The sequence below is a fragment of the Ornithinibacillus contaminans genome (assembly GCF_001038425.2).
Lineage (GTDB): Bacteria > Bacillota > Bacilli > Bacillales > Amphibacillaceae > Ornithinibacillus > Ornithinibacillus contaminans.
The window spans coordinates 198,435-210,000 of sequence record NZ_LDPV02000009.1; the positions used below are offsets into that span (position 1 = coordinate 198,435).

Annotated in this window: 15 protein-coding genes (1 of these 15 running past the window's edge); 4 read left to right on the forward strand and 11 right to left on the reverse strand. The window is 37.2% G+C overall.

The features are described from left to right. Positions 1 to 33: 33 nt before the first annotated feature. Positions 34 to 549 (reverse strand): hypothetical protein, encoded by a 516-nt coding sequence (locus tag JF53_RS01725; protein ID WP_047981553.1) that lies wholly within the window; start codon positions 547 to 549, stop codon positions 34 to 36. A 161-nt stretch (positions 550 to 710) separates the two neighbouring features. Between JF53_RS01725 and JF53_RS01730 the strand changes: the two genes are divergently transcribed. Continuing rightward, a complete protein-coding gene (locus JF53_RS01730; protein WP_047981552.1) occupies positions 711 to 1,151 on the forward strand; it encodes a YtoQ family protein in 441 nt (146 codons plus the stop codon). Positions 1,152 to 1,278: 127 nt separating this feature from the next. Here JF53_RS01730 and JF53_RS01735 read toward each other — a convergent pair whose 3' ends face one another. Together JF53_RS01735 and JF53_RS01740 are read right to left on the reverse strand one after the other, a co-directional pair. Next, positions 1,279 to 1,788 (reverse strand): DUF84 family protein, encoded by a 510-nt coding sequence (locus tag JF53_RS01735; protein ID WP_047981551.1) that lies wholly within the window; start codon positions 1,786 to 1,788, stop codon positions 1,279 to 1,281. 56 nt (positions 1,789 to 1,844) lie between these two features. Beyond that, entirely contained in the window at positions 1,845 to 2,909 is a 1,065-nt protein-coding gene (locus JF53_RS01740) for a M42 family metallopeptidase (RefSeq protein WP_047981550.1), read from the reverse strand. Positions 2,910 to 3,078: 169 nt separating this feature from the next. On the opposite strand from JF53_RS01740, the gene JF53_RS01745 reads away from it, so the two are divergent. Next, positions 3,079 to 3,393, forward strand: a complete 315-nt coding sequence (locus JF53_RS01745) for a PepSY domain-containing protein (protein ID WP_047981549.1) — start codon at positions 3,079 to 3,081, stop codon at positions 3,391 to 3,393. 131 nt (positions 3,394 to 3,524) lie between these two features. Here JF53_RS01745 and JF53_RS01750 read toward each other — a convergent pair whose 3' ends face one another. Together JF53_RS01750 and trmB are read right to left on the reverse strand one after the other, a co-directional pair. Beyond that, positions 3,525 to 4,376, reverse strand: coding sequence for a YtnP family quorum-quenching lactonase (locus JF53_RS01750; RefSeq protein ID WP_047981548.1), 852 nt, complete (start codon positions 4,374 to 4,376; stop codon positions 3,525 to 3,527). A 180-nt stretch (positions 4,377 to 4,556) separates the two neighbouring features. Continuing rightward, positions 4,557 to 5,204 (reverse strand): tRNA (guanosine(46)-N7)-methyltransferase TrmB, encoded by a 648-nt coding sequence (gene trmB / locus JF53_RS01755; RefSeq protein ID WP_047981547.1) that lies wholly within the window; start codon positions 5,202 to 5,204, stop codon positions 4,557 to 4,559. Between the two features lie 76 nt (positions 5,205 to 5,280). Between trmB and JF53_RS01760 the strand changes: the two genes are divergently transcribed. Then, positions 5,281 to 5,568, forward strand: coding sequence for a YtzH-like family protein (locus JF53_RS01760; protein ID WP_047981546.1), 288 nt, complete (start codon positions 5,281 to 5,283; stop codon positions 5,566 to 5,568). Here JF53_RS01760 and JF53_RS01765 read toward each other — a convergent pair. The 6 genes from JF53_RS01765 to JF53_RS01790 all read right to left on the reverse strand — a co-directional run bounded on the left by JF53_RS01765 (position 5,560) and on the right by JF53_RS01790 (position 11,348). Next, positions 5,560 to 6,366, reverse strand: coding sequence for a phosphotransferase family protein (locus JF53_RS01765; protein WP_047981545.1), 807 nt, complete (start codon positions 6,364 to 6,366; stop codon positions 5,560 to 5,562). The genes JF53_RS01760 and JF53_RS01765 overlap by 9 nt on opposite strands. A 183-nt stretch (positions 6,367 to 6,549) precedes the next feature. Further along, complete coding sequence (locus tag JF53_RS01770) at positions 6,550 to 7,494, reverse strand: diacylglycerol/lipid kinase family protein (protein WP_053071929.1); 945 nt, start codon at positions 7,492 to 7,494, stop codon at positions 6,550 to 6,552. Between the two features lie 4 nt (positions 7,495 to 7,498). Then, a complete protein-coding gene (locus JF53_RS01775) occupies positions 7,499 to 8,419 on the reverse strand; it encodes a hypothetical protein (protein WP_047981544.1) in 921 nt (306 codons plus the stop codon). Between the two features lies 1 nt (position 8,420). Continuing rightward, positions 8,421 to 8,993, reverse strand: coding sequence for an RNA 2',3'-cyclic phosphodiesterase (gene thpR, locus JF53_RS01780; RefSeq protein WP_047981543.1), 573 nt, complete (start codon positions 8,991 to 8,993; stop codon positions 8,421 to 8,423). A 9-nt stretch (positions 8,994 to 9,002) separates the two neighbouring features. Further along, positions 9,003 to 9,716 carry a pseudouridine synthase gene (locus tag JF53_RS01785; protein ID WP_047981542.1) on the reverse strand — a complete coding sequence of 238 codons (714 nt, stop codon included), beginning with the start codon at positions 9,714 to 9,716 and terminating at the stop codon, positions 9,003 to 9,005. Positions 9,717 to 9,728: 12 nt separating this feature from the next. Next, positions 9,729 to 11,348, reverse strand: a complete 1,620-nt coding sequence (locus JF53_RS01790; RefSeq protein ID WP_047981541.1) for a putative polysaccharide biosynthesis protein — start codon at positions 11,346 to 11,348, stop codon at positions 9,729 to 9,731. A gap of 186 nt (positions 11,349 to 11,534) precedes the next feature. On the opposite strand from JF53_RS01790, the gene JF53_RS01795 reads away from it, so the two are divergent. After that, positions 11,535 to 11,566, forward strand: partial view of a BaiN/RdsA family NAD(P)/FAD-dependent oxidoreductase gene (locus tag JF53_RS01795; protein WP_047981540.1) — the start only. The gene runs 1,240 nt beyond the window's last position; only the first 32 of its 1,272 coding nucleotides appear in the window; its start codon is at positions 11,535 to 11,537; the stop codon falls past the right edge of the window.

Genomic DNA, 11,566 nt, shown 5'->3' on the forward strand with positions numbered 1-11,566 from the left:
AGCTGCTAGCTTACCAATTTAATTGACTACACATTACTGTGCCAATGATAAAGCTGTTTTCATCAGATTCTCTGTCTCAACAATTATTTCCGATTTTTGAGAAAACGTAGTAATTTTCACTCCGCCTACACCAATCTGAATTTCATATACATCATGATTTTCGTCTGACGGTAACAATCGGATGTAACCAAACTTTTCCTCATCGCTAAAGGATTCTAATAGGACTGCTTCATCATTTTGAGCAGCATTATAATTCAATGTACTATTTCTATCTTCAAGCGTATTGTAAAAAACGAGGAATGTCTGATCTCCACTCTGTAAAATGGCATTGTTAGCATCTACCTCTTCTACTTCCATATTAGCTGGTAGGTAAAAAGAAAAGAATTCCCCTTGGTAATTCTCAGTTGGAACGTCTTCATGGAAAAATGTATCCCGTGCTGTTTCTTCAGCTTGTTGGATAATCGTGTCATCTGATTTATAGCTGATCACACTTATCACAATAATAAATAACAACAATAGGGAGCTAACAAGATATGTTGTTTTTTGCATAATCGGTAATTCCTCCTACTTTTGCCCTATAAACCTATATTTAATATTACTATTAAATCAAGATATTTCAAGCATTCTTAGTAAACTGTTTCCATGCATTGTATTTTTTTTGTATGATGAGAGTATCGTTAGAAATTTAAGAAAATGGAGGTATCATTAACATGGAACTTATTGTCTATTTAGCAGGTCAAATCCACGATAACTGGCGTGAGGAGCTCAAGAATAAAACATTAGAGCGAAATCTTCCGATAACGTTTGTGGCACCACAAACAAATCATGAGCGGTCAGATAATATCGGAGAGGAAATATTAGGAGAACAACCGACTAAGTTATATAAGGATGATGCTGCCTCTGCTATTAACAATCTCAGAACACAGGTTTTACTCGAAAAAGCTGATATAGTGATTGGTCTTTTTGGGGAGCAATACAAACAGTGGAATACAGCAATGGACGTCAGTACTGCCATTGCTCTAGATAAACCAACGATTATTATTCGTCCCAAAATTCTTATTCACCCATTGAAGGAACTTTCCAACAAAGCAACTGTGACGGTGGAAACAGTCGATCAAGCAATTCAGATCTTAGCTTATATCTTTGACTAAATTGAGGGTTGGGACATAAGTGATTTTAGTTGGATTAAATTCGAGCATCCGTCTAATAATAGACTGATTAGAGAACACGTTCCTATCTTATCCTTTTACTTATGTCCCAAATTCTTGTACTGCTTTTTTAATCAATATGTCTACTGTTTTCCCACTGTCCTTTTAGTAGGATTACAACCTGCATAAACATGTCTTGTCTAGTTACTAGATTATTCGTAAAGACTCCAATAGCCCCTTCTTTTTTAGAAATGCCAGTCTTTTTCGTGTAGTCATCCATAATTTCTCCAAGTTCCATTCCAGTAATTAGTTGTGTTTCTATTTCCTTTGGCAATAGTATTCTGGCACCACTTGCTGTCCATATTTGTCCATCTGGCATAACCATTGCACCCCAGTTACATAAATATAAATTATCTTCAACATACATAACGCCACCTTCAAGTCCTATTCCGATGACATTTGTCTCCGATTCGGCACAATAGATAGCCCGGTTAATCGCACCTTGTCTAGTCTCTTCATCCGAGAATGGTTGGGCAGAAACATCTGAAGATACCGAAAGTCCGATTACTTCCTCACCCTTAAATACTTCGGAAACCGCATTCACTTTAGTTGGGTTCTTTGAGCCTATTATAATTTTCATATTCTTTCTCCCTTATAAAAACAGCCGCTCATCCAAGAGCAGCTGCTTTTTTAAAATTATTGCTGGCGAATTAAATCGACCGTATTTTGATCAGTTGCTTTAACTAATTTCACTAACAGTTCTTTCGCGGCAGCATAATCATCTACGTGTATAATTGATGATGAAGTATGAATGTATCGCGAACAAATTCCGATGACTGCTGATGGTACGCCATTACCAGTTAAATGCACGCTACCGGCATCTGTTCCACCTTGTGAAATGAAATATTGATATGGGATATTATTAGATTCAGCAGTATCCAATACAAATTCTCTCATGCCACGATGGGTAATCATCGTACGATCAAATATCCGTAATAGAGCACCTTTACCAAGCTGTCCAAACTCTTGATCATTCCCGGTTACATCATTAGCAGGAGATGCATCTAATGCATAGAAGATATCTGGGTTAATCCTATTGGCAGCAACCTTCGCACCTCTTAGACCAACTTCTTCCTGAACCGTCGCACCAGAGAATAGTTGGTTTGGAAGGGTTTCGTTTTGCAATTCTTTCAGTAATTCAATTGACAGTCCACAACCATAGCGATTATCCCAAGCCTTGGCTAAGATTTTTTTACTATTTGCCATTGGCGTAAATGGACAAATCGGTACTATCGTTTGACCAGGCTTTATCCCAATCTTCTCTGCATCCTCTTTATCATCTGCACCAATATCAATTAACATATTTTTAATATCCATCGGTTTATTCCGTTGTTCATCTGTTAAATTATGCGGAGGGATTGAACTAATAACGCCAACAATCGGACCATTATCGGTCATAATTTGCACGCGCTGCGCTAGTAATACCTGGCTCCACCATCCTCCAAGTGTTTGAAAACGAATTAACCCTTTTTTCGTGATTTGTGTAACCATAAATCCTACTTCATCCATATGACCGGCAACCATTACTCGAGGGCCAGTACCATTTTTGACACCAAAAACGCCACCGAGATTATCCTGAATAATTTCATCTGCATACTTTTCAAGTTCACTTTTCATAAATGCACGAACCGGATGTTCATTACCAGGTGCCCCCTGTAATTCCGTCAAGGTTCTAAATAATTCTAATGTATCTTGATTCATCTATACCCCTCCACTTTCTATGTAGCATACACCTTAAGTATAACGAAAGGGTGGAATTGTTTCCACAATTCGAGCATATCACAATACTACTATTTTCTATTTTCATGTATTTGCGGTATACTAAACAACAGAGATATGTAGTTCAACACTATGCTTGAGGTGAATAAGTATGAGCTGGAAAAAAACAGTATTAGCTGCTGGAGTCGGGTTTGCAGCAGGGTTTATTACGAAACAACAAATTGAGCAATACCAAAAGATTACACCTGAAAAAGCATTAAAAATCGTAAAAGAAACCTTTAAAAAGCAGGGGCCAATTAGCGGTTCATGGATATATATGAAGCCTGAATCGATTACGAAAAATGGGCTACAATATACAGCCTACCGCGGCGGTGTCACCCGTAACATTAATGGAGAAACTGTACAGTTTGAATTCTATGCGGATGCTGAAACTGGTGCGGTCATAGATGTTATGGAAACAACGTGAAGCCTAAGACATAAGTGCTTTGACTGGGAACATTCAAACAAGAGTACCCTAACAGTTATACTTCACTAATTAGGGTATTCTTGTTCGTCCTTTAGCTTCCCATTACACGTATGTCTCAACCTCAGTTCTGACTACATTTCAGTCCTACTTCGCTTAATTTCAGTTATTATTTCTCCTGATTGATCGAATTGAATAGCACGATAATATGCATCGTGATAGAAGGTATACCATGCATTCCTTTCATAACCGTATTCCATCCACTTTTCTTTTTGATGAACAGACGTAACCGGATAATCGTCATATGCCAATGCCCATAGCTTATTTTGATGTGCATGTGTCGGCATTAGATCAGCCATATGGATTAAGCATTCTGTCCCCTCTTCAAATACAACAATGGAATGTCCATCACTATGACCACCCGTATGAATCATTCGTAATCCTGGTAAAATTTCTAGTTCCGCTTGAAATGTTTTTACCTGTTCTTCAATTGGTTGCCAATTCATCTCCCAGTATGTATTGACTGAGCGAATATTTGGTTGTCGCATTTCATCCCATTCTGTTTCCGAAACGTAAATAGTTGCATTGGTGAATACTGGCTTATAACCGGTAGAAGACTTTTTCGTTAGTCCACACGCATGGTCAAAATGCAAATGCGTCATGATGACCTTAGTAATATCTGATAGCGTTAGATTTAGTTCAGCTAAAGAAGCCTCTATAGAAGATTCTTCATGCACGCCAAAATTCCGCATTTGTTTATCAGTAAGCTTCCCATTTCCCATTCCAGAATCAATTAGAATGTTTTCTCCATCTAGTTGAAGTAATATTGGATCTGTTCGCAGTTCAATTTGATTCTTCTCGTTATATGGATATTTCTTCCCCCATAATGCTTTAGGCACAACACCAAACATTGCGCCACCATCAAGAAAATTCACGCCCCCACGTAACCATGTAATGGTTGCTCGACCTATTTGAAATGATTCCATTCCTCTTCCCCCTTTAAACACATCTTACAGATAAGTTTAGCGGATATACGCACCTTCTTGCAAACGCTAACAATAGACACAAGAAAATCTCGCTAGCTTGAACGTTAGCGAATGTGTTTTTGCTTCTAAATGCTACTGGGAAGATTGTTAGGTCAAAAAAAAGAACCTTTAAAAGGCTCTTTACTTTTGATTTGGAAAAACTGCTTTACAGCGATAAATTTGCTGACCCTTGGCTGAAAACTTCTCTTCATATTCTGTCATGATATTTTCTGGATCGTTTAATGCATGTAAATCAAGACTTACTTCTTGCAGTGTCATGCCATAATTTGAAAAGCTAACTAATGAATATTCAAACAACCCTCGATTGTCCGTCTTTAAGATTAGCTCCCCATCTGGCTTTAATACATTTTCATAACGCTTTAGAAAGCTGTGGAATGTTAACCTTCTTTTTTCATGGCGATTTTTTGGCCATGGATCAGAAAAGTTTAAGTAAATGGTTGAGATTTCATCAGTCATAAACATGTCCAGTAAATTTTCTGCATTTTCATTTATTAAGCGAATATTAGCATGCTCTGATTCCTGAACCTTTTCAGCTGCAGATACAATCACACTCTTCGCAAGTTCTATTCCAATAAAATTGATGCTTGGAAATTGTTTTGCCATTCCGGCTATAAATTGTCCTTTTCCTGTACCAATTTCAACATGAATTGGGTTATTATTCTCAAACACCTCATGCCATTTATTTTTATAATTACTGGGATCTGGGATGATTAAATGCGTATTTTCTTGCAAAAATTCATCTGCCCAAGGTTTATGTCGTTGACGCAACTAGGTGCACCTCTTTCTATGACGTTTACATATTTTTTAGTCCATTATCGAATACTAATTGGTGAGGTGAAGAAACATGTCATTAACTGTGCAAAATCAATTAGCATTACTACTAGATTTGTTAGATGAGCAGCAATCAGAATGCTGTGCACAAGTATCAGAATACCAACAAATTAAACGATTAGTAAAATCAATGATGGCGAACAATACCATCACTGATGAGCAACTTTTACAGCTGTTACCTGAAATTTATAATTATGGAAGACAAGGAGAAACCATTCAAAATCATGAAGAGCATATTCTAACCAATAAAGCTAATTTAGATAACTGGATTAGTGCTATTGAGCAAACCGGTCTACAATAAACCCATTTGGCTATTTAAAGCTTGTAGTGATCGTAGTCGTTCATCAAATTTATCTTGTTCATCCCGTTCGTAATGAAACGATAAGAATGATAATGCATCGGCAATTAAATACCAGTACATGCGAATTAATAACTGATTGTCCATTTGTACCCCATATTTTTCTAACCAACTATTCCATTCTTCTTTAGGAATGTATGAGTTTAACACCATTCCATAGTCAGCGATTGGATCGGCAATCATCGCATTATCCCAGTCAATTAGATATAATCTACTATCATCTGTTAGAAGCAAATTATGATGATTCATATCGCCGTGACATACGGTTTGTCTTTCCTGTCTAGCGATGGATAAATTAGTTTCTAGATAGGATACACCTTCTTGAATTTCATGGGACGCATGTCGGATCTGATTCTTATTTAATCGCTTCATGATCGCATGATAGCGGTCATCAGCGGTAATTGGTTTCTTCCCTAACCGTACGAGCATATGCAATAATTCTGTGGATTGGTGTATTTTATGAAGCAAATCTGTCACATGTTGAAGCTTCATTTCTGCTGGTCGTAATGCCCGTCCAGCTAACCATTCTTGTGCTGTAACAACATCTCCATTATCCATGCGCTTCGTCCATACCAATTTTGGCACAATTCCTTCTGCAGAAAGCACTGCTAGAAAAGGCGATGAATTTCGTTTTAGAAAAAGTCGTTTGTCATCTTTCTCAGCAAAATATGCCTCTCCAGTTAATCCGCCTGCAGGTGTTACAGCCCATTCCGGGTCTAAAACCTTCCTAAACCATTCCAACGTACATTCCTCAAATCTCCGAAATTTATTTGTATATAGAAGTCATGACAATAAGGCTATTGCCATCAATAACCGTAACCATACCAATAATCAAATTAGGTCCATTCGTAACCCATTTCCTATAGGTTTGTACCGTAAATTATTACAAACATGTTACTAGAGTAACGAAAATAACGGCTATTTTCAAGATGTACGATCAAATTTCCACAAAAAATCAGACCCCATTATTTGGATGGGCTGATTATTTTTAACAATTTCACAGGAATGACATGTATTTGTTTGACCATCTACTTGATAAGCTATTTCCCGCTCAGGTAAAACAACGATAGACTCCGCTTGGTACAATGTAACTTCTGGAAGTAGTACATGCTTACCAGTGAAAACAGTCATAAATAATCGCAGTATTTTCCACTTTGAAATATTATGAACAACAAGAATCGGTAGGATGTCAGGCTGAAGCTTTGCATCTGGTATGATTTTCATGCCCCCACCATAGTACGGATGATTAGCAATCGTAATCATCCAACAATTGGCTAATTGATGCTTCTTTCCGTCTAATTCGAGCTCAGCATTAAATGGTTTAAAGGTAAATAATACTTGAATAAGTGCCAAAACATAGCTGAGTGTTCCAATTCGAAGTTTATTTAATATATTCTTATAAATGGATTGATTTGCCCTCGCTGCTACTTCAGCATCAAATCCAAAGCCAATACTATTAGCAAAAGCACGGCCTTCCTTATGATCAATTTGGAAATTCCCTTTCCAATAGTCGATTCCATTCTTGTCAGTTAGAATTTTTTTAAGAATACGGGTTGGTGAACCCTTTATTCCACATCCACGGGCAAAATCATTTCCCGAACCACCAGGAATGAATGCTAATCGAACATTGTTTCTTAGCCCATTTACTACTTCATGAATGGTTCCATCGCCTCCGATTACGATAATCACATTAATTTCGTCCGGATTTTCTGACGTTAGTTTCTGAACGATCTCTTCTGCGTGTCCTGCATAACTCGTCATGTAATACTGACTAGTAATCTGCTGATAGCTTTCACTTTTCATTACTTGTTGAAAAACCTTTAATCCACGACCATTTCCAGCCACTGGATTTACAATAAAAATATACATTCTGCTATTCCTCTTCTATAAAAGTAAACCCTTGGTCATATTCATTCTCTGCCCATTCCGGTCGTTTTACATAAGTAGACTGACAATGCTTCAGTAAAGCATCAGCCGCCTTAAGCTGACGACTTTTTAATGGTGACACGAAAGCACGTTTTTCTTGAAACCACTTTTCATATTCATGCTTTCCTATGATTCTAGTATTATATGGTTCAGATAGAAAGTTAATTGTATTTGTTCGTGATAGCACGATTTTTTGGATTGGAAGTACCACATCATGCTTCTGAAATATGCTTTTAATAATCTGTTCAGTTCGTTTTAATGCGAACATTGGACTTAACTGTTTTTCTTGTTTATTTCCCTTCTCATGTACCCAGCTTCTGTCATCTGAGGCCATGATAACAGCATTAGGGTCTTCTTCCATCAAATAGATAATTTCAATACCAACAGGGCTTATTAAAATTATCTCACTATCAATCGGAGCATTTTTAATTTCAAAAATCGGATAATACATGACCAAATAAGTATCCGGAAATCGTTGTAGGAAATACTTTAGTGATTCATCGGAGTAGTATTTTTTATCCATAAAGGAAACATTCGATACAGTTGAGGTTGCCCATTTTAATTGAAACGAAAATAATCGATTCAGGTAGTAATATTTTAATTCTTCTTCTGTATTAGGTAGCATGTCCGTTTCTGTTGGTTCCGCAAAGGTCGTTTCGGTTTGTTCTTTTTTCAAAAAAGATTTCCATTTAGATTGTTTTTTATCGTCTTCGTCGTAGGTCGAGGCAGTAAACGGTTCCTGATTTGACCAGAGATAATGTAACTTATACCAATTATCCTGTTTAAGACGTATAAATTGACTCGGATAACGATACATATCCCATTCATAACGCGATATATAATTCTCCAACTTAATTAATTGTGCCAATTCATTCCCCCCTTTCGAGATTATATCGTTCAACTACCTCATATTTCGGTGATTTAGACGGATGTATCCGGTACAAGACCATAGAATGGACTGGCATTGAATAAAATTCATTTTGGTAGCTTTCCTTCACTCGCAGTAGCGATTCAATCGCTATTGGATTACCACTCCATTTTTTCGCTAAAGTAATATGCGGGTGATAAGCTCTCGTTTCAGTTGAAAATCCAACTGAATCAGTCGCTGCTTCCACTTTCTGATAAAGCTCATCCAGAACCTGATGCTTCTCCACACCAGCAAAAAGCACACGTGGACTTGTCTTACTCCCGAATGTCTCTAGACTTCCAACCCGTACAGAAAACGAATCAGGCATAGCCATGGACTGTAGCACCTGTTGCAAGCTTACACGAACGTCATCCTCTACAGCGCCTAAAAATTTTAGTGTAATATGCAAGTCCTCCTGGTGTGGCCATACCTTATAAGGTAACCTTTTCTGTAAATAAACTTGCCAGGTTGAAAGCTTCTCACTTATCGAAGCAATAACTGGTATTCCAATAAAAAAATGTGGAGCGGAAATCATATCAATCCCTCACTTAATCATTTGGCAATATGTTAATTCTTCTGGGTTAAGCTCCCGATATGCCCCTAATTTTAATGTGTTATCGAGCTCTAGTTCCCCCATGCTTAATCGTTTTAAATACAATACTCGCTTATCAACTGCTTCAAACATCCGTTTTACTTGATGAAACTTCCCTTCTGAAATCGCCACTTCGATTTCAGATTGATCATTAGAAGTAAGAATGTTAAGCCTAGCTGGCTTACAAACATAGCCATCCTCCAATTGTATTCCATTCAAAAATGCTTCTACATCTTTATTGGTTACAATTCCCAATATTTTTGCATAATATGTTTTTTCGACATCCTTTTTTGGAGAAAGGAGTTGATGTGCTAATTTACCATCATTCGTTAACAGCAATAATCCTTCTGTATCTTTATCTAATCTACCAACAGGAAACGGTTTATAATGCTGATATTCAGGTCGTAATAAATCGACTACCGTTCTATCGTGATTATCCTCAGTAGCCGATACAACGCCGGGAGGCTTATTCATCATAAGATAAATAAATGGCTTATACACAACCTTTTGGCCATCAACTTGTACGTTGGATTTTTCAGGATCAACTTGCATCCCGCTATCGCTGACTACCTTCGTATCCACCGTTACACGTTTACCTTTTACTAAAGCTTTTACATCTTTTCTAGATCCGAACCCCATATTAGCCAATAACTTATCCAATCGCATCTGACTACCTCCTTAGCGGAATACCCGCTCAAGTTTTCTTACTTTTTCCCCGAACACTCGCTCAAGTAAGGTAGATTTAAAAGCAAACCAAAGGTATACAAATCCGCCACTTGTCACACCGATTAATAGCATAATGATAAGACCTATTCGTGTTGCTTCATATGGGAATATCAAGCCAACAAGTAACTTCACTAGGCTTATAACAATTCCCATAATGATAACAAAAATGCCTACTAGCATTGTTCGTTTAATAATTTGTTTAAACGGAAAATCGATTGCCCTTTTGATTCGGAGCATATTTAATGTCACCGTAATTCCTAAAGCAATTGCCGTTGCAATGATTGAACCTTTAGCACCAAACATATGGATTAGTTGAATGTTACAGAGTACTTTAAAAGCTATTCCAGCAAGCAGGTTTACCACAGCATAATTTTGTTGATTTATTCCTTGCAGAATAGAAGCTGTCACACCTAATAATGCAAATAATATCCCAACAGGAGCATTCCATCTTAATAGTGCACCTGTTTGATCTAAATTAGTCATTCCAAACAAAGATCCATACGCTTCATTTGCCAGCATACTTAGTCCAAAAGAAGCGGGGATAACAAGCACTAGAATGATTTGTAATGCTTGATTAATTTGATTAATTAACTGCTGTCGCTGCCCTTGCGTATATGCAGACGTAATGACAGGCATAACGGCCAACGATAACCCTGTAGCAATCGTTACTGGAATAATAACAAGTTTATTCCCTGTAAAATTAATGGCAGCTAGTAAGGTTTCAGAAATTTCCCCTTGTCCAATGGCGACCATCCCGCGATTGAAAGTAAAGGTATCCACTAATTGAATGATTGGAATCGCAGCTGAAACAATTACAAAAGGTCCAGCATAACGAAATAATTCTTTCATTAGTTCCTTCTTAGGAATATCATGTACATAGCGTTGCTGCTCTATATGACGATTTATATGGCCTTTTCGCTTTTTCCAATACAGTAATAACACGAGATAAGACCCAATTGCACCTATAAATGCTGCAAACGTAGCAAACCCAACCGCTAAATTCGTTGATCCATTAAATACATTCAAAATAAGAAATGTTGCAACTAATAAAAAGATAATCCGGATAACCTGTTCAACAACCTGTGATACTGCTGTTGGTCCCATTGACTGATTCCCTTGGAAAAATCCGCGGAATATACTCATGGAAGGCGTTACGATTAAGGCAAAACTGACCATCCGGATAACCATCGTCACATCTTCAACCGAATTATTTAATTCATCATCCACAATGATACGCTTCGCTAAAAATTCAGCCCCAAAGAACAATCCTAAAAATGCAATTATCCCCGTAAATGCCATAATCACCATACCTGTTTTAAACATCCGCATACCGGTATAATAATCGCCTAAGGCATTATATTTTGATACGAATTTGGATACTGCTAAAGGTATTCCGACTGTTGCAAACGTAATTAATATACTATATGGAATATAGGCATATGTATACAAGGCTCCACCTTGCTCACCAACCATCGCATTAAATGGTATTACATATATCATACCCAAAAATTTCGATAAAAAGGAGGCTCCTGTTAATAGGAACGCACCTCTAACAACTGTTGACTTTGACATTTTTTCACCTGCATCTACAAATAAATCTTACAATAAAGCTATTTTATCACACTAAACTCCTTCTGGATAACTAGAGCTAATGGAATCATACATAATAGTAATTCGGTATGAAGCCTTACTTTATGACAATAATTGAGAAAATCCTACTAGAAATGATAAAATACTCTAGAAAGGAATGAGAACGATTTGAACTATGATGTAATTGTAATCGGGGGCGG

Coding starts and splice junctions, on each gene's coding strand:
- JF53_RS01785 (WP_047981542.1), bottom strand. CDS start 9,716: ATGCGATTGGATAAGTTATTGGCTAATATGGGGTTCGGATCTAGAAAA.
- JF53_RS01770 (WP_053071929.1), bottom strand. CDS start 7,494: ATGTATATTTTTATTGTAAATCCAGTGGCTGGAAATGGTCGTGGATTA.
- JF53_RS01750 (WP_047981548.1), bottom strand. CDS start 4,376: ATGGAATCATTTCAAATAGGTCGAGCAACCATTACATGGTTACGTGGG.
- JF53_RS01725 (WP_047981553.1), bottom strand. CDS start 549: ATGCAAAAAACAACATATCTTGTTAGCTCCCTATTGTTGTTATTTATT.
- JF53_RS01730 (WP_047981552.1), top strand. CDS start 711: ATGGAACTTATTGTCTATTTAGCAGGTCAAATCCACGATAACTGGCGT.
- JF53_RS01790 (WP_047981541.1), bottom strand. CDS start 11,348: ATGTCAAAGTCAACAGTTGTTAGAGGTGCGTTCCTATTAACAGGAGCC.
- JF53_RS01735 (WP_047981551.1), bottom strand. CDS start 1,788: ATGAAAATTATAATAGGCTCAAAGAACCCAACTAAAGTGAATGCGGTT.
- thpR (WP_047981543.1), bottom strand. CDS start 8,993: ATGATTTCCGCTCCACATTTTTTTATTGGAATACCAGTTATTGCTTCG.
- JF53_RS01745 (WP_047981549.1), top strand. CDS start 3,079: ATGAGCTGGAAAAAAACAGTATTAGCTGCTGGAGTCGGGTTTGCAGCA.
- JF53_RS01760 (WP_047981546.1), top strand. CDS start 5,281: ATGTCATTAACTGTGCAAAATCAATTAGCATTACTACTAGATTTGTTA.
- JF53_RS01740 (WP_047981550.1), bottom strand. CDS start 2,909: ATGAATCAAGATACATTAGAATTATTTAGAACCTTGACGGAATTACAG.